The organism is Enterobacter cloacae complex sp. SHL022 (genome assembly GCF_049237785.1).
GTDB lineage: Bacteria > Pseudomonadota > Gammaproteobacteria > Enterobacterales > Enterobacteriaceae > Enterobacter > Enterobacter hormaechei_C.
In genome coordinates, this window is record NZ_JBMKJH010000005.1 from 240,531 (window position 1) to 263,817 (window position 23,287).

A 23,287-nucleotide genomic window follows, 5' to 3' on the forward strand; every position below is an offset into this window, starting at 1 on the left:
TATGGCGCGTGAGTCCAGACTGCGGCGGGATTTGCCCGTCGATATCGATGTGGATGCCATCTGGCGGATAGCGGAGCACATCGGTGCCACCCATAAACAGTTTCGGGCAGCGTATTCCCGTGCGCTGAAGCGTACCGCCGCTACCTTACGTAAAAAAGCGATGGCTGACCTGAAAGACGGGCTGGCGCCGCGCAGCCTGGATCTGGTGCGCCGGCGTCTGCTTTCCTTTCGGCTTGATCGCGCTTCTCAGTCACAACTGGATAATTTTCGTCTCTGGTTTGGTCTCAATGCCATCAAGGTAAAAGACCTGAAAGGCAGGATTAACGGGCGGGTCAGGCCTCACCATACCCGGCGGGATAAATCCACCGGGCGGTATATAAAGGCGCGGTGCCAGGCAGGGAACGCCGGATTCACCCCAAAGGGCAGCCAGCTATCCCCGCGCACATTTGAAAACGGGGAAGTGGCGCGCTCCCGCCGTGAAAACCGCCGGACGGTGGTTATTCGCGATCCGGATACCCGTCGTACCCGCGAAGCGGAAGTCGATATTTATGAGCCGATGCTGAACTACATCGAGGATAATGCCTTTGCGGAGGCGATGGAGATTTTTATGCATCACTTTGAAACCGATCTGCGCGGGCGTGTGAAAGCCCGTATTTCTGTCTGAGGTGGACTATGGCTGAGCCATTACTGCTGGGGCAGTATCACGATGCTGTCACCGGCGCGCTGAAAAAAATTGCGTGGGTGCGTGACGCCGATGCCTACCCGGAAAAAAACGTGCCCCGCTTTACCGGACTGACCACCCCGGCGGTCTATTTCTCCATAAACGGCTGGGAGCAGGGCGGCGGCAACGAGGGGCAGCTTAATGTGAATCTGTCGTGCGATTTGTTCGTTGTGGTGGACGCGGCAGGCGCTGGCGTCAGCCGACCCGAAATTTTCCTGCGTACGGCGGCGGCGGATATCACGCAGTGGATTGACGGCCAGCAGTTCGGCCTGACCAGTCTTGAGCCAGCCGTCTTTATCGATGCGTCACGCGATGAGTTTGATCCGCGCATGGATGATTACCTGGTCTGGCGGATCTCCTTCACACAGTCAGCCGCCTTTGGTGCGGATCCGTTTGCACAGCTGAATGCCCCGCTGAAAGCGGCCTGGCTGGGCAAGGCACCGGATATCGGCCAGGCACATGTGGACGATTATCAGCTGATTTACGAGGCGAAACCCGATGAGTGATATCGAGGGCGATTTACAGCGCCGCCTGGCGAATATTGTGCGGCGCGGGGTTATTCATTCCGTTAAGCATGATGGTATACCGAAGTGCCGGGTGGATCTGGGCGACATCACCACTACCTGGCTGCCGCTCTGCCAGGGCTTTTCCGGGTCAAACCGTGCTGACTCCAATCCGTATGCGATCGGGGATGCGGTCACGGTGCTGTCGGAGGCGGGTGAGCTGAATAATGGGCGGGTGTTTCCCGGCTGGAATACCGGCGGTCTGCCGGTACCGGAGGGCAGCGACAGCGAACATATCACCCGCTACGGTGACGGTACGGAGATCCGGTATGACCGCGCCGCGCATGCCCTGACCATCACGCTGGCGGAGGGCGGGACCTACAAAATTATCGGAAAGGGAACGCTCGATGGTCCGGTGGAAATCACCGACACCCTCACAGTTCAGGGGGTTACGCAAATCAATTCCGACACGAATGTGAAGGGAAACATCGGTGCAACACAGGAAATTTCGGACGGTACCGGGAAAATGAGCGGGATCCGCGAAACCTACAACGGCCATGACCATAAAGAGAATGGTGATGGCGGCGGAACCACGAATCCCCCCAATCAAAAAATGTGACCTGCCGCGGCAGGTTTTTTTATGCCTGGAGAAAAAAAATGGCGAATTTACATGGTGTGGAAACGATCGAACTGACATCCGGTACGGTCGCGGTCACGACGATCCAGACGGCCATTATCGGCCTGGTGGGTACTGCGCCTGATGCCTCTGCCGGAACGCCGGCGAGTGCCAGCACAGGAACCCCGATTCTGGATAACGTTGTGGATTTTTCCGCGACAGTTGCTGGCAGGGCAGGAAACGTGGTGGTGGTTGAGGCTGTAGCCGGCATCCCGAATGAAGAAAATCCCGCAGCGATTGAGACTTCTGCTGCCTGGAATGCGGAGGCATTAACGCTGACTATCACGCTTGGCTGCGATGAAACGGGCAAGCTGACGGCTACCCCTTCAGCCGTGGCCACTGCCGTGGGCGCGGTGGATGATGTGAAAGTCACCGCAACGGGAAGCGGGAATGGCATGGTCACACCGTTCCGGTTGCAGCTGGCAGGCGGCGAAGATGAACCTTTCCCGATGAATACTCCTGTCGCGATTGTCGGTACCTCGATGCTTTCCCGGCTCGGAGAAAAAGGCACGCTGAAACAGGCTCTGATGGAAATCAATGACCAGCGAAATGCCCTGACGGTGGTGGTACGCGTGGCTGAAGTTAACGATGCCGCGAAACAGCCTGCGGCGGTGCTGACCGGGATCGGTGCGCTGTCATCTGCACGATCCGTGACGACGTACCAGCCCCGTATCGTGATTGCGCCGGGGTTCAGTGAGGATGATGCCGTGGGCAAGGCTCTGGAAACCGTTGCCGGCAAGCTGCGGGCGGTGGCGTATGTTGACTGTGCCGCTGGCGCTAAGCTGCAAGAAGTGGTCCAGCGCCGACAGTCCTATGGTACCCGCACCGAGCTGCTGCGCCCGCGCGTACAGGTCAGCAATGCCGACGGCCAGCTGGTCTATCGTCCATATTCTGCGTTTGCGGCGGGGTTGCGTGCCCGAATCGACTTTGAAAAGGGCTGGTGGTGGAGTAAATCCAACCAGGACATCAATAACATCCTCGGGGTGGAACAGATCGACGAGTTCATTCTCGGCGATGAAAACTGCGACGCAAACCTGCTCAACATGCAGAACGTCTCTACCATCATCCGCCGGGCAGGGTTTAAGCACTGGGGCAACCGTCTGTGCGGTACCGATCCACAGTGGCGCTTCGAATCGGTTCGCCGAACCGCAGACGTCATCGAGGACAGTATTCAGGAAACGATGCTGGAATACGTTGACCGTCCGCTGGACCGGGAGAATGCCGACGACATTATCGGCACCATCAACGCTTATATGCGCCAGCTGGTCGGCCTCGGAGCCATTTTCGGTGGTCGCGCCTGGCTGGATGAAGAACTTAACACCGCTGAGAGCATGGCGGCGGGCGTGCTGTACATCAACTATGACTTTGGTCCGAAATCGCCGACTGAACTTATCAGCCTGCGCGTCCGGGTGAATAACAACTATGCGCTTGAGGAGATGCTGGCAGCATGAGCGAAAAAAACACATTACGCGTCTGGACCTTCTTCCGGCAGGGGATCCGCATACAGGGGGCGCATGAATTTACTCCGCCGGCATTGTCCATTGTCAAAACGGATTTGCGTACCGGCGCACAGGATGCGCCGTCCCCCGTTGATGACGGCATGGAAGCACTCACCTGTCAGCTGAAGTTTTACGGTGTGGACGTGGATATGCTGACCGCTTTCGGTTTTGTCAGCGGCAGCCGTCCGCGCTTTACGGCCTATCAGGGCTATCTGGCTAACGGTACCGCGCTGGGTACTATCGAGGAGATCGAAGGCTTTGTGCAGACCGTCACTCCCGACGCGCGTGGCAAGGACAGCCTGTCCGAAAATGCCGTCACGGTGGAAATAGCCGTGAGCTATTACCGTCAGACCAAGGACGGTCGCGAGCTCTTTGAGATTGATACTGAGCGCTTCTCGCGCCGGGTGAATGGCGTGGATGTTCTGTCCGGTCTGGCGGCAAAAGTACGGCTTTAACTTCAAACAATCTTACAACGGCCTGCGGGCCGTTTTTTTATGGAGATCAACATGTCTTTTCCTGGTGAAACACGCGTTATCAAACTGTATTCCCCTGTTTCCTTTGAGAACGGTGGCCTGCTCGAACAGGTGACGCTGCGCGAGCCGCTGGTGCGTGACCGCATTGCTTTTTCCAAAGACCGCGGCAGTGAAGAAGAAAAAGAGGCGCGCATGATTGCGCTGCTGTGCAACCTCAGCGAACAGGATATCTGGCAACTGACTGCGGCAGATTATGCCCAGCTGCTGGACGCGTTTAATGTTTTTATGCTCCCGCCCGAGAAGCGACCGAAAGAGGGCTGATGCGGGCGATACGTTTTCTGGGACGGCGCCTGCATTTTCCCATGACGGAATACCTGGATATGCCGTTCAGTGTGTTTTCGGATTTTCTCACCGACGAAGTGGAGGCGGTAAATCGTGGCCGGATTAAGCCAGAACCTTAAGGCCGTCATTACCTTTGGCGGCAGTATCGACAGCTCCTGGAGCCGTTCAGCGAACAGTCTGCAAAAAAGCCTGAAGGACGTCGGAAAGCAGTCAGAAAAACTGACGAAAGACCAGGCTAAGCTGGCAACAGAGATTAAGCGTGCGAAGCTGGCAGGGCAAAGCCTTGGCGATCTTAAACGGCGTTACAGCGACGTTTCCCGTGAAATCCGCAAAACGGAGGCCGAACAGCAGAAGCTGAATCAGCAGATGCAGAAGACGCAACGGCTGGCAGCATTTAAGGGGGCAGGGAAAGGGCTGTTTCGCCGTGGGCTCGGTATGGCCGGACAGCTGGGCGGAATGGTGGCTCCCGGGCTGGCGATTGGCGGCGGTGGCGTGGTGGCTTCTGCCCTGGGTACCCTGATTGCACCTGCGGCCACCAACGAAGAAACGGCCCGACGGGCTGGCGTGGCGAAAAGTTATGGCGTCGATATCCCGACGTTTGATGCCTGGGACACGCTCGCGAAGCAGTACGACATGAACGGGGAGAACATCGGCGACCTGTTCGAGGAGTATCTTCACAAGGCAGGAGAGTACAAGCAGAACGGCAAGCAGGGTTCCCTTCAGGATGCGTTTGAAACGCTGGGATTTAAGGCGGGGGATTTTGCCGGCCTCAGCGATATGGCGCAGTTCGAAAAAATCGTCGAGCGTGCGCTCAGCATGCAGGACGAGTCGAAAGCGTCGTTTGCACTGGATTCGCTGTTTGGCGGCGAGGCCAGCAAACTGCTGATGTTGCTGAAGCAGTCCGGCAAAAGCTACCGTGACCTGATGGACGAGCAGCGGCGTTATAACCTCGTCACGAAAGAGGGGGCTGAAGGGGCGATGGAGGGCAACCGCGCCATCACCAGCCTGCGCACGGTCTTCTCCTCCGCTGTAGCGGAAATCTCAGGGCAGCTGGGAAACGAGCTGGCACCGGATATCCGCCGGCTGACGGATGATATGGCGGAGTGGTTTAAGGGGGGCGGGATCAAACGCATTGTCAGTTTCCTGCGTAATGATCTTTACCCCGGCGTGCTGACGTTCGGTCAGGGCATTGTGTTCGTCGGGAAAGTAGCCTACGCGCTGGCAAAAAAACTGTCCTGGCTTTTACCGGATGAGCGAAGCGATCAGCGGGACGTGCTCAAATCGCTGGCCATGACCGGCTCGGTTGATATTGCGCGCATGACGGCGCAGCGCAATGGTCAGGGCGAATGGTTTGAGCAGCAACTGAAGGAAAACCCGGAGCTGCCTGATGATGTAAAAACATCGTACCGGGACACCCGGGGATTTTTCCGCGACGACGATGACACCTTTAACAGTACGCTCGATAAATACGTGGCGCCGGAAAGCAACGGCGCGCCGTTCTCCTGGGATTCAACACTGAACCAGAACCAGGGGACGTCTGTGCAACCGGGACATGAAACATCCGACAGGACTGCCGGCGCCTGGAATAATTACAGACTTCCTTCCTTTCCCTCGCTTGAAAAAAGTAGCGTCTGGCCCGCAGCGGAAAAACCGAAGGGATCCGCAGACAACATCTCACCGGATAAGCCGGTGGTCAATGTAGATATTTATCCTTCCCTTAACTGGACAGCAGCAGAGGAAAGATCTGAGGGGAATTCAAAATACCCGGCACAGCGTATCCCGGATGTGAATGTTGATGTCGATTCGTTACAGGGGACTGACAACGCGCAGGGTTCATTCAGGGGTAACGAACGTTACAGGGATAAAAGCGCAGACGTCTTGCACTTACCGCCTGAGATTAACTCCCGACAGTCTCCTGATCCTGTTCCAGGCAGACCGGCAGAACTGTCAGGTGAAGAGGAAAGCGGCTACTGGGAAACATTACTTCAGAAGCTGGATTTTGCGGACAAAGCGCCACCTCCCCGACAACTGACCGACAACCGTCGTTTCGAATTTCATTATGAGATACATGGCGCACCTGGTCAGGATGAAAGGGCGATCGGGGATGAAGTTGTCGCGGTAACTAAAACCAGTCCGGTATTTAATGGAGACAGCAGCATGCTGGACGGAGGACAAATCTGGTGAGTGAAATTATTCCTGTCTTTGAAGACTACGGGCAGTTTCAGTCCAGCGCTGTTCGGGGGGCTCAGGCCGCCCGGGTGATGATGATGCTGGGCGATTTTGCCTTTTCGATCGATACCACGGCATACAACCAGCTGACCCGCGAGGCCAGCTGGCGATGGAGCGAACAGGAGCGGATCGGGAAGCAGGATTTATTGCAGTATACCGGCAAGCCCGGGCGAACCGTCCGGCTTGAAGGGGAATCGCATGCTTTCTTTCGCAAGGGGGTGGATGCTGTTAACGATCTCTTCGACCTGGCAGACCAGAATCAGCCTCAGCAGCTGGTCAGCGGTGAAGGAGATGTACTGGGCTGGTGGGTGGTGATCGACTTCTCAGATACGACCAGCCGATTCCTGCCGGGCGGCGGCCACCGAAACAAAAACTGGACGATGACGCTGAAACATTATGCCGATGACATATCAAACCCGTGACGGTGATGTGCTGGATGCGATCTGCGCGACGCATTACGGCACAGAGAACCTCTCTTATATTGTGACGCAGGTTCTTGAGGCGAATCCTGGACTGGCTGACCGTGGGGCCGTTTATCCTTCAGGTCTGTTTATCACTTTACCGGATCTGGCTCCGCCGGTTCAGGCTTCTGCATACAGCCTGTGGGATTAAAAATGGCAGATCAGATTGTTAAACCGGAATATGCTCCCGCTTTCAGCGTCAGCGCTGAAGGAAAAGATATTACCCGTGCGCTGCAACAATGCCTGGCAGAGCTGACGCTGACTGATTACGGCGGTGCCACGGCAAAAGCAGATGAGCTGAAAATCACCCTGCTCTCGGAAACGCTCCCCCTTCCGACAAAAGGCGCTCGTCTTCGCGTGGCGCTGGGTTTTAATGATCATCTGGTGGATAAGGGCTGGTTCGTGGTTTCCGGTGTGGCCAGCAGCGGCCCGCCACGTCGTATCGAGATTTATGCCACCGCTGCGCCAATGAACGCGCAAAAACAACCGGGTGATGTGATCAGCCAGAAAACACGCAGCTGGGATAATCTGCGACTGGCGGATTTGGTTAAAACGGTAGCGACTGAAAACGGTCTGGTACCGAAAGTGGCCGTAGAGCTCGCCGATATCCATATCGACCACGTTGACCAGGTGGCAGAATCGGACGCCAATCTGCTGACGCGCCTGGCCCGAACATGGAATGCTGTCAGTAAACCATCGGGCGGATACTGGCTCTTTCTGCGTCAGGGAGCCACGGCAAATGCTTCCGGCGAACAGACCGCAGCTCTGATTATCACACCAGAAGAGGTGTCAAACTGGTCTTACAGCGAAGGAGAGCGGGGCAGTTCGACAGGGAAGGCCACCGCCAGCAGTGGTAAGTCTTCAGGCAAAATCGGCGTACGTTATTACGATGAGGCTGACGGGAAGACCAAAACCACCACGGTTGATCATGATGGCCCCTCAATGGCTAACCCGTATACCCAGCCTGTAAAAGCTACTGCCGATCAGCAGGCCAAAGCGAAAAAAACGCAGGCCCGCCGCAATGAACAAAAAATGACAGTAACGGGGCCCTGCCGACCCAGGCACGTTCCTCTCACGGCAGAGTCTGGCGTATCCACGTCCGGCTTTGGCGAACGGGAAGATCGCGCCTGGGTGGTTGAGTCGCTGGTGTTTTCCCTGACACCTGCGGGTTTCAGTTTCACATACAACCTGGTAGTTGATATTCGCAAGCCTGCGAAATCCACAAAAAAATCCGGCAGCAAGGATAAGACCGGCCCGGATTACTTCGGATAACACGCCGCCGCCCGGCGACCCTGATACGGAAAAAAATTATGAACGGTGTAAACAGCCGGACCGGGAAACGCCTGTCCGGTAGCGACCATTTGCGCCAGTCCGTCAGCGATATTCTCTCCACGCCTGTCGGCAGCCGCGTGCTGGTCCGTGATTATGGCAGCGATCTGTTTTCGCTGGTGGACAACCCTCGTGATGACCTGACCAGGCTTCGCATTATCGCCGCGACCGCCTCGGCGCTGGCACTCTGGGAACCCCGGCTTAAGGTCACGCGCGTTGTCGTTACTTTCCCGGCTGATGGAACGGGGTGTGTGGTTGATATCGAAGGGATTAACAAAGAGAACAATCTTCCTGTCAGCACCGGAGGCATACCGATTTATGGCAAGCAGCTATGACGTAATTAACCTGTCCGCCCTGGCGGTGCCGGATGCCATCGTGGTACCGGATACAGCCGACATTTTTACCCGCTGGCTGGCACGCCTGCGTGAACTCGATACGGAATTTGATGCGCTTGTGGAATCGGATCCGGCGTATAAGCAGGGGGAAATCACCGCTTACCAGCTTGCTCTGGCGTTCCAGCGCGTTAATGACGCTGTAAGGGCTGTTTTCCTTGCCAGTGCCAGAGAGGCCGATCTCGACCAGCTGGGCGCGGCCTTTAATGTTTCCCGTCTGGTGATTAATCCCGGCGATCCGGATGCGGTTCCCCCTGTCGACCCTGTTTATGAAGACGACGACGCTTTCCGGGAACGTATACAGCTTTCGTGGGCGCAGCTGAATACGGCCGGCGCGCGTAACGCTTATCGCTTTCATGCCAAATCAGCGGATAACGATGTGCTGGATGCGGACGCCTACGGGCCTGAAACCCATAACCGGCCCGGCGAGGTGGATGTATACGTGCTCTCGCGAACCGGCAACGGCGAGGCCGGGGATATCCTGATCGAAAAAGTGATGAATAAACTGAGCGCGGATGAAGTCAGGCCGCTCACCGATTTTGTCAGTGTGAAGAGTGCCAGTATCGCCAGCTATACCGTTAAGGCTGAACTTGAAATACCAGACGGTCCGGATGCACAGACGGTACTGGAAAACGCGATAAGTACGCTGACGAGCTACACACAGCTTTCCCATCGCATTAATGCCATCGTACCGCTTTCCGCGATTTACTCAGCACTTCAGCAGCCCGGCGTATCCAGAGTTAAGTTGCTCAGCCCGACGGCTGATCTGGAAGCGGCAGCAGGACAGGCCCCGTGGTGCAGCGCGATAAACGTCACCCGTAAAGGAGGAGTGAGTGGATAAATTTCGATCTCTGCTTCCGCCTTCAGCTATTCACCCGGAACGGGCGCAGGAACAGGCAAGCACAGAGCTGATCACGGCGCTGGATACTGACATGGTACGTAAGGTGAAAAATCCTGATACTTGTCCCGCACATTTGCTGCCATGGCTGGCCTGGGAATTCGCGGTGGATTCATGGGAGGAGGCCTGGACCGAGGAAGAAAAAAGGCAGGTGATCAGGGATGCCGCTTATGTCCATCAGCATCGGGGCACCGCCGGGGCGGTCAGGCGGTCGCTGAGCGCCGTCAGCCTCCCGACCACTGTGATTGAGTGGTGGGAGGATACACCGCGCAAGGATCCCTACACCTTCCGCGTGGAGGTTTACAGCTTACAGGCTGTTGACGAAGCGCTTTACCAGCGCATACGGCGCCAGGTCGATAAAGCCAAAAACCTCCGCAGCCTGTTGACCACTATCGATGTGATCGCCGATCTGGGTGCGAAGGGAACTTATTATGCCGGCGGCGCTGTTACCGCCTGGATTGACGTTGTTATTGAGGCCGGAGAATAACCATGGCTGAGAAGTATTACAGCATTCTGACAAACCGGGGCAAGGAGCTGGAGACGCAATCCTCTGCAACCGGGAAGCCCGTCATCATCAAAGATTTTGTTGTGGGGGACGGGAACGGGCAGTCCGTTAAACCGGATCCTGCGCAGACGAAGCTGGTGCGTGAGGTCTATCGCAGCGCAATTTCTGCACTACAGATTTCTCCGGATCAGGCGAACCAGTTTATTGCTCAGCTGGTCCTTCCGGTTAACGTTGGTGGATTCGTAGTCAGGGAAGTTGGCCTACTGACTGATGCTGGCGAACTGTATTCTGTTGCGAATTGTGCCGCCATTGAAAAGCCTGAAAACGGTGTCAGTGTAAACCTACAATACCGACTTGCGGTATCAGAGACGGCGGCAGTTGAATTAAAAGTGGCTACGGGCGATGGTCTTTTTCTGCGGCTCGACCGAAATCTCGGGGAGATCGCTGAGAATGGTCCAAGTGCACAAAAAAGCGCGCGGGAAGCGATAGACGTCGTCGATGCGACTACATTACGTAAGGGGCTGGTGCAGCTCAGTAATGCGACCGACAGTAAGTCGGAGGGGCTGGCGGCCACACCAAAGGCAGTTAAAGATGCATATGATCTTGCAAAAGGGAAATATACTGCTCAGAACGCCACCACAGCACAAAAGGGGATTGTCCAGCTCAGTAGCGCAACTGACAGTGACAGTGAATCGCTGGCGGCTACGCCGAAAGCTGTCAAAGCAGCTAATGATAATGCTAATGGGCGTGTACCGTCTGGGCGTAAGATAAATGGTCACGCACTGACAGACGATACCAGCGTAACGTCTCAGGATATCTTCAACGACCAGGCTATCGGGCTTTCGACCGAGGATCTGGATACGTTAAAAACGCCGGGTATTTATTTTCAGCCAATGAATGCCAATACTTCAGCCGCGAGGCACTATCCAGAAAATAACGCCGGAACGCTGCTGGTTTACAAAAATGCGGGCGTGACACAAGTTTATCTGGTTTATAACAGTTCTCGTGCCTACACTCGCAGCCAGTATTCAACGGGCGCATGGACTGCCTGGGCCAAACGATATGATTCCGTCAATAAACCGTCCCCGGCTGATATTGGTGCCGTGAATAAAAGCGGCGACACCATGAGTGGCGTACTCAAGGCTGGTGCAGAAATTCAGAGTACCATCGCAAACAATTTCCGCATTGCCTATGGTGACTACGGCTCATTCTGGCGAAATGACGGCAGCAACCTGTATCTCATGCTGACCAATAAGGGAGACTCTTACGGAGCCTACAACGCGCTTCGACCATTGCGTGTAAGCCTTGAAACAGGAGCACTTCAATCTGAAACGCCACTTACCGTCGGTAATACGGTCTATGCCTCTAAAGAAATTACAGCAGGTTATAGCGGGGCGTTTGCGTGGGTAGAACAGTATAAAACGAAAGCACCATTTTTTAATTCATATTCAACAACCGGCGAGAGCGAATACCACCCGGTTATCAAGCAACAGGCGACAATCGCGAGTAAAAACTCTTGGGCTTTTTCGTTTGGGTCTCTGGTCGCGGGAACCGAACTTTCATGGCATCTGCACATGAAAGGCAGTGGCGGATCAGAGGTTAATTTTAAATGGGACACTAATGGCAACTTTAACGCGCCGGGTCAGGTTAATCCGGGCAGCTATGCCAATTTTGATAACCGTTATTACACCAAAGCACAATCAGATGCGGGATATATGCCAAAAACAGGCGCATACACCAAAGCTGAAAGTGACGGACGTTTTCAGCCTAAGGGGAGTTACACCCCTGCTGGTCAGGCATACACGAAGTCGGAAAGTGACGGGCGTTTTCAGCCTAAAGGGAGTTACACCCCTGCGGGGCAGGCTTATACGAAGGCGGAAAGCGATGCACGGTACAACCTCAAAAATACCGCAACCAAATCAGCCAATGCCATGACGCATAAAGATGCTTCAACGGGTGTTATGGAGGTTGTTATGAGTAATATAAACGTTCCAAGCAAAACAAATGTTAATGTGACATTTCCTGCGGCTTTTCCAAATGCATGTGTAGGAGTTGTAATTACATACAATGGGGCAGGGCATGGTTCAGGCGATGATTCGGCAATTTATGTTCCGTCTTATTCGCGTACTGGATGTACATTATATGCTCATAACGCCGAAGGCAGATTCATGCTAATTGCTAAAGGATACTGAGATGAGAATATATTTTAGCCCGAGTGAAATTGGTTTTTATCATGAATTAGATAAACAAGATTATTTACTGGCGGGTACGTGGCCGAATGATTTAATTGAAATTTCGGAGAAGTGGTTCCTGTATCTTTTGGATGGTCAACAGAAAGGTAAGGTAATCACTGTTAATGATAACGAACAACCTATTCTTGTAGATCCGCCAACCGCCACAAAAGAGCAGCTCATTGCCGAGGCAGATGCTCAGAAAGTAGCGCTCATGAACGCTGCCAGTGCTGCAATTGAGCCATTAAAAGATGCTGTTGAGTTGGGTATGTCAACAGATGAAGAGGAAGATTTACTGTTGGCATGGCAGCAATATCGAGTGCTTTTGATGCGGCTTGATACATCGCTTGCACCAGATATCGAGTGGCCTGTATTACCAGCATGAAAATCATGAATGTTTGAATTGTAATATTATTTTCTTCTCATTGTAGGCAACAGTGTTATCTGGAATGTCTTTATTCACAAAAGACATTGCGCCTATCGTGACATTGCTGCCTATAGTGAGATTGTTACCGATAATAGAGGTCCCAACTCCCAGAACAACGTTGTCACCTATTGTTATCCTTGGGTTTGAGTTTTCATTCTTTCTACCACCACCAATGCCAATAGTACAATTATGCCTTATTTTGAAATTACGGCCGATAACGACACATCCGTTTATAACAACTGATGTGAAGTGAGTTATATGAAGACCAGGTGCAATTGTAGCTGGCAACTGTATCTCAGTATTGTATTTTTGGATCAGTTTTCTATTAATTCTTCTGGCTAACTGTTTTTTCCATTTGACATCAGTACTATAGAGATAAGATGCAATTCGCCACCAAAAATTAAAGCGTCTCTCAGGGCACTTTAATGCTTTATGTAAAACGCGAATCCATGTGAATTTCTTATCGCTTTTCATTACTTCAGCTTGTAAGCACTCATGTAAATGGCGTTTTGATAGTTGATTAGTCATTTTGATAATCCCATTTTCACTTTTTCTAACTGTATCCATGAATGCAAAGAGGGCAATTTCGCTAAAAGCCTCTTTCGAGGCTTATCGTTTTTCTCGTCCAATTACTTTATCTGCCGCGACGCGCGATAAGAAGCCAGACCGACTGCCGTATTCTGGATGCGCGGCCACAAACTGATCGATACGACGGATCAGTAATGAGGGAAGCGTCACATTGATTTTTTCCGCTTTTCCCATTAGGCGAGTTATATCCACGTCAACCAGGGCCCATACCGCACCGGCGTACTCCAGATCAGAAAGCCAGTTTTCGACGGTCGTTGCTTCTGGAACGCTCTCGCCATCTTCAACCAGTAATTCGATGTGTGCCTCGATCGCTTCACGTACGCTTTCAATCGCGTCCTGATAATCATCACCGCCAGAGAAGCAGCCAGGAATATCAGGTACGCGAACGCCGAAGGATGAATCGCCTTTATCAATAGCAACAGGGTACAACATGTAAACCTCCAGTAGGGGGGCTTAGAGCCCCGCCTGTTTTTTGATGCTTTTCAGTGTTGGTAACGGTATGTCTTTCTGTGGATGTTTTACCGTCACCAGCCCCTTTTTCGTTGGGTGTTTGAACTGGTGATGACTGCCTTTTACTCTCACCAGAAACCACCCATCGGCTTCTATCATTGCTATTGCATTCTTGCTATCCATCCTCCGGCTCTCTGTGTTGTCTTGATGGAGTTATAGTAACCCCTGCTCGGAGATGAGTCAAACACTTTTGGGGTTATTAGGGTTATTCATTGTGAGGGCAAAAATCTTCGAAAACCGTTCTCCAAAACTCAAGCGTAAGTGCTTGAGTTTGGTGGTTTTTGGAAAACGTTTATTAGCATTGGTTTTAAACTAAAAAATACTGCTTAATATTTTGATTTATAATGATTAATTGTCGATTTCGCTCACCTTCTTATTCAGCAGGCGTGATGCACGCCAGTAAACCAGCAGCATCAGCCCCATCACCACCGTCAGCGTTATGCTGGTGGCCGAGCCGAACGGCCAGTCGCGGATATTCAGGAACTGGCTCTTAATCACGTTACCGATCAGCAGGTTTTTCGCCCCGCCCATCAGGTCCGATACGTAGAACAGGCCCATCGCAGGCAGCATGACCAGCAGACAGCCGGCGATAATACCCGGCATGGTCAGCGGAATAATGATGCGGACAAAGGTTTGTAACTTACTGGCGCCCAGGTCTTTCGCCGCTTCCAGCAGCGGTTTATCGAGCTTTTCAATGCTGGAGTAGAGCGGCATCACCATAAACGGCAGCAGGATATAGACCAGGCCGACAATTACCGCGCCCGGGGTGAACATGATGCGGATCGGCGTCTCGATCACCCCCAGCCACAGCAGAAACTCGTTCAGATAACCTTTGGTGCTGAGGAAGATTTTCAGCCCGTAGATGCGGATTAACGAGTTGGTCCAGAAGGGTACAATCAGTAAAAACAGCAGCAGCGGTCGTACTTTTTGCGGCAGGCGGGCCAGGAACCAGGCGAACGGATACCCCAGTACCAGGCAGGCGAGGGTGGCAATCAGCGCCATATTGAGCGAGTGCAGCAGCACGTCAAAATAGAGCGGATCGAGCAGGCGCGCGTAGTTGTCCAGCGTAAAGACCATCGCCACGAAGTTCGCGTCGTCGCGGGTCAGGAAGCTGGTCACGATGATCATCAGGTTGGGAAGAAAGACAAACAACACAAGCCAACCGACGATCGTGGCAATCACCACATTTTGGAACTTACTTGTGTTCTTCATCAGCCAGTACAACCTCCCAGCTTTCTACCCAGTTGATGACCATTTTCTGATCCAGCGAGTGGTCGAAGTCCGGATCGTCCTCGTTAAAGAATTCGCTGACCATCACCATTTTGCCGTTTTCCAGTTCGACCACGGATTCGAGGGTCATCCCTTTGTAGTTACGTTCGCGAACGTAACCGATCAGACCTTCGACGTCAGCCGTGTCGTGGATCTCATCAACGCGGAGATCTTCCGGACGCAGCAGGACGTTGAGCCTTTGCCCCTTTTCCACGGCAAAGTTCACCGTGATGTTGCATTCGCGGCCTTCCACGCTCGCGCGCACGCGCTGCTCGTCCAGACGCTCAATCACCGTGGCGTTGAAAATATTGATTTCACCAATGAAGCTGGCGACGAACAGGTTTTTCGGCTCTTCGTAAATTTCACGCGGGGTGCCATCCTGCTCAATCTTGCCGTCACGCATCACCACGATACGGTCTGACATGGTCAGGGCTTCTTCCTGATCGTGCGTGACAAACACGAACGTAATGCCGAGCTTACGCTGAAGTGCTTTAAGCTCGTTCTGCATCTGCTTGCGCAGCTTGTAGTCCAGCGCGGAAAGGGATTCATCCAGCAGGAGCAGGCGAGGTTTGTTGACCACGGCGCGGGCAATGGCCACACGCTGCTGCTGACCACCGGAAAGTTGATGAGGCTTGCGCTGGGCGAATGCCTCCAGCTGCACCATGCGCAGGGCTTCGGTAACCCGAGGCGGGATCTCGCTGGCCGGTGTTTTTTGCATCCGCAGGCCAAACGCCACGTTCTCAAACACGGTCATGTGCGGGAACAGGGCATAGCTCTGAAAGACGGTATTGACGTGGCGATCTTCGGCAGGAACCTGGGTAATGTCCTGGTTCTCAAGATGGATATGGCCGTTATCGACGCTTTCCAGCCCGGCGATAAGGCGCAGGACGGTGGTTTTGCCGCAGCCGGAGGGGCCGAGCAGCGTGAGAAACTCACCGTCATTGATGGTCAGATTAAGGTCGGAAATGACATCTTTGCCATCGAAACTTTTACGAATTCGTTCCAGTTGCACCAGCGGTGAAAGGGAACGGGGTTGTGTATTCAATTTTCGCGCTGTCCCATATAGACGCCTCAGGCAGCAGACTGAAGCGGGGTTTGTGTGTAACCACCTTGGTGACTCGTAATGAGGGCGGACATTCTACGGCAAACCCATTGAATCGCCAATCCTTCTCACTTATTCATAAGCTACATTTATTAACGCAGAACGATATAAACGTAAAAAGTTCTCGTTTGCGGGATAAAAGTGACCTGACGCAATATTTGCGTTTTGCTGCTTAATGATAATGTTGTCACAAAAAGTGAGGGTGACTGCATGGATAAACTACTTGAGCGTTTCTTACATTACGTTTCGCTGGATACCCAATCTAAGCCGGGGGTCCGACAGGTGCCAAGCACCGAAGGCCAGTGGAAGCTGCTAAATCTGCTGAAAGAGCAGATGGAGGCTATGGGGTTGGTTGACGTCACGCTCAGCGAAAAAGGGACCGTGATGGGAACGCTGCCGGCGAATATTGACGGCGATATCCCGGCAATTGGCTTTATTTCTCATGTCGATACCTCACCTGATTTTAGCGGTAAACACGTTAATCCGCAGATTGTTGAAAACTACCGCGGCGGTGATATAGCACTGGGCATTGGCGACGAAGTGCTGTCGCCAGTGATGTTCCCGGTACTGCATCAGCTGCTGGGGCAGACGTTAATCACCACCGACGGCAAAACCTTGCTGGGGGCCGATGACAAAGCGGGCATCGCCGAGATCATGACGGCGCTGGCGGTGCTGAAGGGCAAAAATATCCCGCATGGCGATATCCGCGTGGCCTTCACGCCGGATGAAGAGGTTGGAAAAGGCGCGAAACACTTTGACGTTGAGGCGTTTAACGCGCAATGGGCCTACACCGTTGACGGTGGCGGCGTGGGTGAACTTGAGTATGAAAACTTCAACGCGGCATCGGTAACGATCAAAATCGTCGGGAATAACGTGCACCCGGGCTCTGCGAAAGGAGTGATGGTGAATGCACTGTCGCTGGCTGCGCGTATTCATGCGGAAGTGCCCGCCGAAGAAAGCCCGGAGATGACGGAAGGGTATGAGGGTTTTTATCATCTGACCAGCATCAAGGGGACCGTGGACAGCGCGCAGATGCACTATATTGTCCGCGATTTCGACCGCAAAGCCTTTGAAGCGCGCAAGCGTAAGATGATGGAGATCGCGAAAAAAGTCGGCAAGGGGCTACATCCGGATTGCTATATTGAGCTCATCATCGAAGACAGCTATTACAATATGCGCGAGAAGGTGATGGAACATCCGCACATTCTTGATATCGCCCAGCAGGCGATGCGCGATTGTGACATCGAGCCGGTGATGAAACCGATCCGTGGTGGAACCGATGGTTCACAGCTGTCGTTTATGGGCCTGCCGTGCCCGAACCTGTTTACCGGTGGATATAACTACCACGGCAAGCATGAGTTCGTGACGCTGGAAGGGATGGAGAAAGCGGTGCAGGTGATTGTGCGGATAGCGGAGTTAACCGCGAAGCGGTAAAAAAAGCCCGGTGGCGCTTCGCTTACCGGGCCTACAGGAACGGCTTTTGTAGGCCGGGTAAGGCGTAGCTGCCACCCGGCAAACATCATGGTTCAGTCCTCAAAAAACCAGTACCCGCTGTTAACCAGCGCGGCCAGCATGGCGAGGAAGGAGGGATCGTCCAGCGCGTCGCCAAAGGTATCCGCAGTCAGCACCATATGGCTGGCAATTGCTTCCAGCGCCGGGCGATGCGGAGAGTCCAGGCGCTCGCCGTTGACGAATACCTCTTCGCCAATGCGCAGTACACGTAATCCGCCCAGACGAACCAGCTTATCGCCCTGCTGGAGCGCATCATAAATTTCATCTGCCTGATAAGGCGGCTCTGGCGGTGCGACGTCCAGTTCGTGACGCGACTGGCTGATAAACTCGCCAAACCACTGTCTGAAGTGCTCCGGTTCGTTGATCAGATCCAGCATCATCCCGCGCAGCTTATCCAGCTCCTCTGGCAGAATATCCGCCGGATGCTCACGCGCCGGAACGTCCGGATCGCTGTAACGGTAACTGCCCAGCTCACGCTGTAAAACATAGTCAGCAAATCCGCTGATCATCTCGCGCCCGCTTGGCGCGCGGAAACCAACCGAATAGTTCAGCGAGTTTTCCAGGGAATAACCTTCATGCGGGAAGCCCGGTGGGATATAAAGAATGTCACCTGGCTCCAGCTCTTCATCAATGATCCCTTCAAACGGATCAACCTGGAGCAGATCCGGGTGCGGGCAGTGCTGTTTCATTGGCACTTTTTCGCCCACGCGCCAGCGACGGCGACCGGTACCCTGAATGATAAACACGTCGTACTGATCCAGATGCGGACCCACGCCGCCACCGGGAACGGAGAAGGAGATCATCAGATCGTCCATTCGCCAGTCTGGCAGGGCGCGGAAGGGACGCATTAAGGCTGCGGTAGGTTCGTGCCAGTTGTTGACCGCCTGCACCAGTAAAGACCAGTTGTTTTCGCCCAGGTGATCGTAGCTTTCAAAGGGACCGTGGCTGACCTGCCATTTCCCGTCCTGGTGGCTTACCAGACGGCTGTCTACCTCGTTTTCCATCGCCAGACCAGCGAGTTCGTCAGGAGAAATAGGGTCGATAAAATTGCTGATCCCGCGTTTAAGAACGACCGGGCGTTTTTGCCAGTAACGTTCAATAAAGTCGGGCCAGTTAAGCGTTAATTGATAATCCATATTTATGTATTCCGCAGGCTCTTACTGAGTCGGATTATAACGGAAGCCCCGCTCCCTGGCTGCGAGATCCGCGTATTTTTCACATTCCGGGTCAACTATCGTTCGATACGGGATGCTGGCGGCCAAAAATGACTTCCATCCGGGCTCCGCCCAGCAAACTTTCACCGGTTTCAATCTTGCCCTCGTACTGATCGACAATTTCCCTGGCGACGGATAATCCGACGCCCTGGCCTGGCCGCAGCGTATCGGCGCGCTGGCCGCGATCGAACACCACTTCGCGTTTATTACGGGGAATGCCAGGACCATCATCCTCAACGATAATATGCAGTTCGTTATCCGTTACCCGCGCGGAAACCTCGACAAACTCCAGACAATATTTACAGGCGTTATCGAGCAGGTTTCCCATCACTTCCATAAAGTCATTCTTCTCGCCAACAAAGCTAATTTCCGGTGAGATATCCAGACTGATGTTGACCCCTTTACGCTGGTACACCTTGTTCAGCGCCGAGGTGAGGTTATCCAGCAGCGGGGCTACCGGGTGCAGTTCACGGCTCAACAGAGCGCTTCCGGAGCGCATGCTCGCGCGGTGCAGGTAATAGCCGATCTGCTGTGAAATACGGCTGATTTGTTCCAGCATCACCGGCTCTGCATCATCCACGCTCATTTTCGAACTGCGCATGGAACGCAGGGTACTCTGCATCACCGCCAGCGGGGTTTTCAGGCTGTGCGTAAGGTCGGTGAGCGTCGTGCGATACTTGTCGTAGCGTTCACGTTCGCTTTTCAGCAGGCGGTTGAGGTTGCGCACCAGGCTGGTCAGTTCGCGCGTAGTTTCCGGGTTCAGCTTCTCGCGGTGATGTTCTTCCAGCTCGCGCACCTCTTTGGCAAGGGATTCAATCGGGCGGAGGCTCCACCATGCAGCAACCCACAGGAGAGGGATCACCAGCAGCAGGTTGGCAGCCAGAACATACACAAACCAGTTCCAGACCATATATGAGCGTTTCAGCTCAACCGGGATGGTATCGATCACCACAATGGTTAACTGCGGCATGTTCAGGGTGGCGGGATAAAGGTTGATGGCCACAGAGTGGGTCATCTCCGTGTCGTCATCTTCGGCACGGATCTCATTAAGCTTGATCTGTAAGGCGCGATCGTCACGCAGCAGGCTGCTGGTGGAGTTGAGATCGGCTTCTATTTCATGAAAACCGTTGGTTTTCAGCCATTCCGGACGGATGCGCTTTTTCAGCCACGGGACATCGCGCTGGGCCCACAGCAATTTCCCTTTTTCATCGTAGATCAGCGCCAGCGTCGGGCTCTGCTGATTCAGGTTTTCCGGCATCTCGACGGTGATTCGGTTGTTCTCCCACTTCGCCAGGGTATAAAACAGGTTACTTTCGCCGCGAAGCAGGCGGAAGGTGGTTTTATCGAAGCTCACGCTATACCCGACCAGCGCCACCATCCCGTAAGAGAGCGACAGCACCAGCACGACGGCGGCGGTTGCCAGCAAAAAGCGAACCCGCAGCGAAAGGGGTAAAATGTGACGCAAAATCCCTTTCATTTAGCGTAATTCAAACAGGTAACCCTGACCACGCACGGTGGTGATCACGTCATGCGGGTACTGCGCCTGAATTTTTTTACGCAGGCGGCCCATCAGCACGTCAATGGTGTGGCTTTCGCGCAGTTCGGCATCCGGATAGAGCTGAAGCATCAGAGAATCTTTGCTCACCACTTTACCGTTGTTACGGATCAGCGTTTCCATGATGGTGTATTCGAATGCGGTCAGCTTGATCACTTCATCATTAATAGAAAATTCGCGGCGGGAGAGATCCACCTGGAATGGCGGCAGAGAGATCACCTGCGACGCCAGCCCGCTGTTGCGGCGCAGAAGCGCCTGCATACGCGCGGCGACTTCTTCAATATGGAAGGGTTTAGTCACGTAGTCATCCGCGCCAGCGCTCAGGACTTCAACCTTGTCCTGCCAGCCTTCACGGGCAGTTAGCACCAGCACCGGCAGGGAAACGTCATGGCTACGCCAGCGGCGGATAAGGGACAATCCGTCTTCATCCGGTAGCCCTAAATCGACAATGGCGATGTCCGGCAGGTGTTCATTGAGATAATAATCGGCCTCTTTTGCGTCTTCAGCATCGTCCACCTGATGACCCATCTCCTGAAGTTGAACTTTCAGGTGATGACGTAGCAATGCGTTATCCTCAACAACCAGTACGCGCATCATCATTTCTCCCTTTATAAATGGTATGAATAGTTTAACGCTGATTATTCAGGTTGACACCAGCGCGATGAAATTAAATGATTTTTTTGCATGCTCCAGAACACAGGGGGCATGACGCCAGGCGCGGGTAATATAAACGGACTTGTTTTCGCAAGCTTCTGCAATCCGGATAAAACAGCCATCCGTTTATGAAATGTTGAAGGCGAGTCGCTTTTTTGACAGAAGGGTCACGCCAGTTTTGTAAAGATTGCCTTTTTTTTGTAAGGATGTTCTCACTATGTCTGCCTTTGTCTACGCTTATTTTATGGTGCGAAATTAGATTTGCATAAGATGTTCCAGAAAAGCAGCATTTTTACAGGACAAAACAGCAATATAGCGAGTAAAGAGGGTTTTATGGAATGGAAGGTTGTTGAGACTATTGCGAGCCCGGAAAGCGGAACTATCTTTTGCAAAGTTGAAACACAGTATGGCCTGAATTATATCCTGTGGTTAAAGGGAGATTATTACGTTCGTACAGGTGAAATCATCACCACCTCAAACCAGGGGATCCTGATTAACGATCGACGCCGTAGAGTATGGATAGCGCAGGCAATGCCCTTTACATCCATAGGCTGGATGGGGTTCAAACAGAAAAACGCGTGTCCAGGCAACCGGCAAGAGATGGATCGTCCGTGCACGGCTGAAACCCCGTGCCAGTTCAAACTGTGCCCGTTCGGCTTAAAACGATATATTCCGGAAAGTTATTCCACGACGAAAATTAACAACCATCCTGACGGCAGGCTTTAATCCCGGCAAAACAGGTAATGTGACGTGAAAACATCAACTCGATGATGTAAAACAGCCCCCTTTCCGGATGGAAAGGGGGAAGGGCGATTACTTTAGCTCGTCAACCATAGTAATGGCGCGGCCAATATAGTTTGCCGGGGTCATCTCTTTCAGGCGCGCTTTTTCTTCTTCTGGCAGCGCCAGACCGTCGATAAACTGTTTCATACCTTCAGCATCAACGCGTTTACCGCGGGTCAGCTCTTTGAGTTTCTCGTACGGTTTTTCAATGCCGTAACGACGCATCACGGTCTGAATCGGCTCCGCCAGCACTTCCCAGTTGTGATCCAGCTCGTCCAGCAGACGGTCGCGGTTAACTTCCAGTTTGCTCACACCTTTCAGGGTGGACTGGTAGGCGATCAGCGCGTAGCCAATACCTACGCCCAGGTTACGCAGCACCGTGGAGTCAGTCAGGTCGCGCTGCCAGCGGGATACCGGCAGCTTGCTCGCCATATGCTGCAACACGGCATTCGCCAGACCCAGGTTACCTTCGGAGTTTTCGAAGTCGATTGGGTTCACTTTGTGCGGCATGGTGGACGAACCGATTTCCCCGGCGATGGTTTTCTGCTTGAAGTGGTTCAGGGCGATGTAACCCCATACGTCACGATCGAAGTCGATCAGGATGGTGTTGAAGCGCGCAATGCAGTCAAACAGCTCGGCGATGTAGTCGTGCGGCTCAATCTGGGTGGTGTACGGGTTCCACTGGATCCCCAGAGAGGTCACAAATTCTTCGCTGAACTGGTGCCAGTCCACTTCCGGGTACGCGGCGATGTGGGCGTTGTAGTTACCCACCGCGCCGTTGATTTTGCCGAGGATCTCAACCTGCTCCAGCTGACGATACTGGCGTTCCATGCGGTACGCCACGTTCGCCATTTCTTTACCCATGGTAGATGGGGTTGCTGGCTGGCCGTGAGTACGGGACAGCAGCGGAATGTCGCGGTATTCCACGGACAGCGCTTTCACCGCATCAATGATTTTACGCCAGTAAGGGAGTACCACCTCTTTCCGCGCGGTAGAGAGCATCAGCGCGTGAGACAGGTTGTTAATATCCTCAGACGTACAGGCGAAGTGAATAAATTCAGATACCGCGTGCAGGGCAGGGACGCATGCCACTTTCTCTTTCAGGAAGTATTCAACTGCTTTCACGTCGTGGTTGGTGGTGCGTTCGATGGTTTTAATGCGCGCGGCATCTTCTTCGCTGAACTCAGCAACGATTTTATCAAGGTAATCGTTTGCCTTTGCGTCAAAAGCAGGAACTTCCTTGATTGCTGTCTGGGCGGCCAGCTTTTGCAGCCAGCGTACTTCAACCTGAACACGGAACTTCAGCAGGCCATATTCGCTGAAGATCCCGCGCAGCGCGCTGACTTTATCGCCGTAGCGTCCATCGACAGGGGATACGGCGGTCAGTGAGGATAATTCCATAATTCGCAACTCC

At 53.5% G+C, this 23,287-nt stretch carries 26 protein-coding genes; 17 read left to right on the forward strand and 9 right to left on the reverse strand.

What is annotated here, in order from left to right; all coding sequences use genetic code 11:
* Position 1 precedes the first annotated feature (1 nt).
* From ACOTZD_RS12530 to ACOTZD_RS12600, 15 genes are all read left to right on the forward strand, one after another.
* On the forward strand, positions 2 to 664 hold the full coding sequence (locus ACOTZD_RS12530; protein ID WP_421636294.1) for a hypothetical protein: 663 nt from the start codon (positions 2 to 4) through the stop codon (positions 662 to 664).
* A gap of 8 nt (positions 665 to 672) precedes the next feature.
* Positions 673 to 1,227 (forward strand): hypothetical protein, encoded by a 555-nt coding sequence (locus ACOTZD_RS12535; protein ID WP_045340844.1) that lies wholly within the window; start codon positions 673 to 675, stop codon positions 1,225 to 1,227.
* Positions 1,220 to 1,843, forward strand: coding sequence for a phage baseplate assembly protein V (locus ACOTZD_RS12540; protein WP_421636295.1), 624 nt, complete (start codon positions 1,220 to 1,222; stop codon positions 1,841 to 1,843). The genes ACOTZD_RS12535 and ACOTZD_RS12540 overlap by 8 nt, the downstream gene beginning before the upstream one ends.
* A 38-nt stretch (positions 1,844 to 1,881) precedes the next feature.
* Positions 1,882 to 3,351, forward strand: a complete 1,470-nt coding sequence (locus tag ACOTZD_RS12545; RefSeq protein WP_421636296.1) for a phage tail sheath family protein — start codon at positions 1,882 to 1,884, stop codon at positions 3,349 to 3,351.
* A complete protein-coding gene (locus tag ACOTZD_RS12550; RefSeq protein WP_023299868.1) occupies positions 3,348 to 3,854 on the forward strand; it encodes a phage major tail tube protein in 507 nt (168 codons plus the stop codon). Before ACOTZD_RS12545 ends, ACOTZD_RS12550 begins: the two co-directional genes overlap by 4 nt.
* A 51-nt stretch (positions 3,855 to 3,905) precedes the next feature.
* Positions 3,906 to 4,193 carry a phage tail assembly protein gene (locus ACOTZD_RS12555; protein ID WP_023299869.1) on the forward strand — a complete coding sequence of 96 codons (288 nt, stop codon included), beginning with the start codon at positions 3,906 to 3,908 and terminating at the stop codon, positions 4,191 to 4,193.
* A 114-nt stretch (positions 4,194 to 4,307) separates the two neighbouring features.
* Positions 4,308 to 6,398 (forward strand): hypothetical protein, encoded by a 2,091-nt coding sequence (locus ACOTZD_RS12560; RefSeq protein WP_421636297.1) that lies wholly within the window; start codon positions 4,308 to 4,310, stop codon positions 6,396 to 6,398.
* Positions 6,399 to 6,403: 5 nt separating this feature from the next.
* On the forward strand, positions 6,404 to 6,865 hold the full coding sequence (locus tag ACOTZD_RS12565) for a phage tail protein (RefSeq protein WP_369794028.1): 462 nt from the start codon (positions 6,404 to 6,406) through the stop codon (positions 6,863 to 6,865).
* On the forward strand, positions 6,846 to 7,055 hold the full coding sequence (locus tag ACOTZD_RS12570; RefSeq protein WP_045340847.1) for a tail protein X: 210 nt from the start codon (positions 6,846 to 6,848) through the stop codon (positions 7,053 to 7,055). The genes ACOTZD_RS12565 and ACOTZD_RS12570 overlap by 20 nt, the downstream gene beginning before the upstream one ends.
* 2 nt (positions 7,056 to 7,057) lie before the next feature.
* Positions 7,058 to 8,176, forward strand: a complete 1,119-nt coding sequence (locus ACOTZD_RS12575) for a contractile injection system protein, VgrG/Pvc8 family (protein ID WP_421636298.1) — start codon at positions 7,058 to 7,060, stop codon at positions 8,174 to 8,176.
* A gap of 38 nt (positions 8,177 to 8,214) precedes the next feature.
* A complete protein-coding gene (locus ACOTZD_RS12580; protein ID WP_421636299.1) occupies positions 8,215 to 8,568 on the forward strand; it encodes a GPW/gp25 family protein in 354 nt (117 codons plus the stop codon).
* Positions 8,552 to 9,466, forward strand: coding sequence for a baseplate assembly protein (locus ACOTZD_RS12585; protein ID WP_045325029.1), 915 nt, complete (start codon positions 8,552 to 8,554; stop codon positions 9,464 to 9,466). The genes ACOTZD_RS12580 and ACOTZD_RS12585 overlap by 17 nt, the downstream gene beginning before the upstream one ends.
* On the forward strand, positions 9,459 to 10,010 hold the full coding sequence (locus ACOTZD_RS12590; protein ID WP_045345258.1) for a phage tail protein I: 552 nt from the start codon (positions 9,459 to 9,461) through the stop codon (positions 10,008 to 10,010). The genes ACOTZD_RS12585 and ACOTZD_RS12590 overlap by 8 nt, the downstream gene beginning before the upstream one ends.
* A 2-nt stretch (positions 10,011 to 10,012) precedes the next feature.
* A complete protein-coding gene (locus ACOTZD_RS12595; protein ID WP_421636300.1) occupies positions 10,013 to 12,220 on the forward strand; it encodes a phage tail protein in 2,208 nt (735 codons plus the stop codon).
* Position 12,221: 1 nt separating this feature from the next.
* Entirely contained in the window at positions 12,222 to 12,644 is a 423-nt protein-coding gene (locus ACOTZD_RS12600) for a tail fiber assembly protein (protein WP_421636301.1), read from the forward strand.
* A gap of 3 nt (positions 12,645 to 12,647) precedes the next feature.
* Here ACOTZD_RS12600 and ACOTZD_RS12605 read toward each other — a convergent pair whose 3' ends face one another.
* The 5 genes from ACOTZD_RS12605 to potA all read right to left on the reverse strand — a co-directional run bounded on the left by ACOTZD_RS12605 (position 12,648) and on the right by potA (position 16,128).
* On the reverse strand, positions 12,648 to 13,214 hold the full coding sequence (locus ACOTZD_RS12605; RefSeq protein WP_421636302.1) for a serine acetyltransferase: 567 nt from the start codon (positions 13,212 to 13,214) through the stop codon (positions 12,648 to 12,650).
* 81 nt (positions 13,215 to 13,295) lie between these two features.
* Entirely contained in the window at positions 13,296 to 13,706 is a 411-nt protein-coding gene (locus ACOTZD_RS12610; protein ID WP_047353914.1) for a type II toxin-antitoxin system HicB family antitoxin, read from the reverse strand.
* Between the two features lie 21 nt (positions 13,707 to 13,727).
* Positions 13,728 to 13,907 (reverse strand): type II toxin-antitoxin system HicA family toxin, encoded by a 180-nt coding sequence (locus tag ACOTZD_RS12615; RefSeq protein ID WP_421636303.1) that lies wholly within the window; start codon positions 13,905 to 13,907, stop codon positions 13,728 to 13,730.
* Between the two features lie 225 nt (positions 13,908 to 14,132).
* Positions 14,133 to 14,996 carry a spermidine/putrescine ABC transporter permease PotB gene (gene potB / locus ACOTZD_RS12620; protein WP_045340850.1) on the reverse strand — a complete coding sequence of 288 codons (864 nt, stop codon included), beginning with the start codon at positions 14,994 to 14,996 and terminating at the stop codon, positions 14,133 to 14,135.
* Positions 14,980 to 16,128: a spermidine/putrescine ABC transporter ATP-binding protein PotA gene (gene potA / locus ACOTZD_RS12625; protein WP_171854206.1), complete on the reverse strand. Its 1,149-nt coding sequence runs from the start codon at positions 16,126 to 16,128 to the stop codon at positions 14,980 to 14,982. The genes potB and potA overlap by 17 nt, the downstream gene beginning before the upstream one ends.
* A 237-nt stretch (positions 16,129 to 16,365) precedes the next feature.
* On the opposite strand from potA, the gene pepT reads away from it, so the two are divergent.
* Positions 16,366 to 17,589 (forward strand): peptidase T, encoded by a 1,224-nt coding sequence (pepT, locus tag ACOTZD_RS12630; protein ID WP_023315823.1) that lies wholly within the window; start codon positions 16,366 to 16,368, stop codon positions 17,587 to 17,589.
* A 92-nt stretch (positions 17,590 to 17,681) separates the two neighbouring features.
* Here pepT and ACOTZD_RS12635 read toward each other — a convergent pair whose 3' ends face one another.
* From ACOTZD_RS12635 to phoP, 3 genes are all read right to left on the reverse strand, one after another.
* Complete coding sequence (locus tag ACOTZD_RS12635) at positions 17,682 to 18,803, reverse strand: cupin domain-containing protein (protein WP_003857909.1); 1,122 nt, start codon at positions 18,801 to 18,803, stop codon at positions 17,682 to 17,684.
* 91 nt (positions 18,804 to 18,894) lie between these two features.
* Positions 18,895 to 20,358, reverse strand: a complete 1,464-nt coding sequence (phoQ, locus tag ACOTZD_RS12640; RefSeq protein WP_015570801.1) for a two-component system sensor histidine kinase PhoQ — start codon at positions 20,356 to 20,358, stop codon at positions 18,895 to 18,897.
* Complete coding sequence (gene phoP / locus ACOTZD_RS12645; protein ID WP_026094318.1) at positions 20,359 to 21,030, reverse strand: two-component system response regulator PhoP; 672 nt, start codon at positions 21,028 to 21,030, stop codon at positions 20,359 to 20,361.
* A 393-nt stretch (positions 21,031 to 21,423) separates the two neighbouring features.
* Between phoP and ACOTZD_RS12650 the strand changes: the two genes are divergently transcribed.
* The gene (locus ACOTZD_RS12650) at positions 21,424 to 21,816 is read left to right on the forward strand and encodes a hypothetical protein (RefSeq protein WP_022650801.1); all 393 of its coding nucleotides are present in this window, start codon (positions 21,424 to 21,426) and stop codon (positions 21,814 to 21,816) included.
* Positions 21,817 to 21,903: 87 nt separating this feature from the next.
* Here the strand turns inward: ACOTZD_RS12650 and purB are convergent, their stop codons facing one another.
* A complete protein-coding gene (gene purB, locus ACOTZD_RS12655; protein WP_022650802.1) occupies positions 21,904 to 23,274 on the reverse strand; it encodes an adenylosuccinate lyase in 1,371 nt (456 codons plus the stop codon).
* Positions 23,275 to 23,287 lie beyond the last annotated feature (13 nt).

Excerpts from the sequence above, each read along its gene's own strand:
- ACOTZD_RS12575 (WP_421636298.1), top strand. The coding sequence starts at position 7,058 with ATGGCAGATCAGATTGTTAAACCGGAATATGCTCCCGCTTTCAGCGTC.
- ACOTZD_RS12555 (WP_023299869.1), top strand. The coding sequence starts at position 3,906 with ATGTCTTTTCCTGGTGAAACACGCGTTATCAAACTGTATTCCCCTGTT.
- ACOTZD_RS12580 (WP_421636299.1), top strand. The coding sequence starts at position 8,215 with ATGAACGGTGTAAACAGCCGGACCGGGAAACGCCTGTCCGGTAGCGAC.
- ACOTZD_RS12570 (WP_045340847.1), top strand. The coding sequence starts at position 6,846 with ATGACATATCAAACCCGTGACGGTGATGTGCTGGATGCGATCTGCGCG.
- ACOTZD_RS12610 (WP_047353914.1), bottom strand. The coding sequence starts at position 13,706 with ATGTTGTACCCTGTTGCTATTGATAAAGGCGATTCATCCTTCGGCGTT.
- ACOTZD_RS12650 (WP_022650801.1), top strand. The coding sequence starts at position 21,424 with ATGGAATGGAAGGTTGTTGAGACTATTGCGAGCCCGGAAAGCGGAACT.
- ACOTZD_RS12540 (WP_421636295.1), top strand. The coding sequence starts at position 1,220 with ATGAGTGATATCGAGGGCGATTTACAGCGCCGCCTGGCGAATATTGTG.
- ACOTZD_RS12585 (WP_045325029.1), top strand. The coding sequence starts at position 8,552 with ATGGCAAGCAGCTATGACGTAATTAACCTGTCCGCCCTGGCGGTGCCG.
- ACOTZD_RS12615 (WP_421636303.1), bottom strand. The coding sequence starts at position 13,907 with ATGGATAGCAAGAATGCAATAGCAATGATAGAAGCCGATGGGTGGTTT.
- ACOTZD_RS12545 (WP_421636296.1), top strand. The coding sequence starts at position 1,882 with ATGGCGAATTTACATGGTGTGGAAACGATCGAACTGACATCCGGTACG.
- ACOTZD_RS12605 (WP_421636302.1), bottom strand. The coding sequence starts at position 13,214 with ATGACTAATCAACTATCAAAACGCCATTTACATGAGTGCTTACAAGCT.
- ACOTZD_RS12600 (WP_421636301.1), top strand. The coding sequence starts at position 12,222 with ATGAGAATATATTTTAGCCCGAGTGAAATTGGTTTTTATCATGAATTA.
- phoP (WP_026094318.1), bottom strand. The coding sequence starts at position 21,030 with ATGCGCGTACTGGTTGTTGAGGATAACGCATTGCTACGTCATCACCTG.
- ACOTZD_RS12550 (WP_023299868.1), top strand. The coding sequence starts at position 3,348 with ATGAGCGAAAAAAACACATTACGCGTCTGGACCTTCTTCCGGCAGGGG.
- purB (WP_022650802.1), bottom strand. The coding sequence starts at position 23,274 with ATGGAATTATCCTCACTGACCGCCGTATCCCCTGTCGATGGACGCTAC.
- ACOTZD_RS12635 (WP_003857909.1), bottom strand. The coding sequence starts at position 18,803 with ATGGATTATCAATTAACGCTTAACTGGCCCGACTTTATTGAACGTTAC.
- ACOTZD_RS12535 (WP_045340844.1), top strand. The coding sequence starts at position 673 with ATGGCTGAGCCATTACTGCTGGGGCAGTATCACGATGCTGTCACCGGC.
- potB (WP_045340850.1), bottom strand. The coding sequence starts at position 14,996 with ATGAAGAACACAAGTAAGTTCCAAAATGTGGTGATTGCCACGATCGTC.
- ACOTZD_RS12530 (WP_421636294.1), top strand. The coding sequence starts at position 2 with ATGGCGCGTGAGTCCAGACTGCGGCGGGATTTGCCCGTCGATATCGAT.
- phoQ (WP_015570801.1), bottom strand. The coding sequence starts at position 20,358 with ATGAAAGGGATTTTGCGTCACATTTTACCCCTTTCGCTGCGGGTTCGC.
- pepT (WP_023315823.1), top strand. The coding sequence starts at position 16,366 with ATGGATAAACTACTTGAGCGTTTCTTACATTACGTTTCGCTGGATACC.
- ACOTZD_RS12595 (WP_421636300.1), top strand. The coding sequence starts at position 10,013 with ATGGCTGAGAAGTATTACAGCATTCTGACAAACCGGGGCAAGGAGCTG.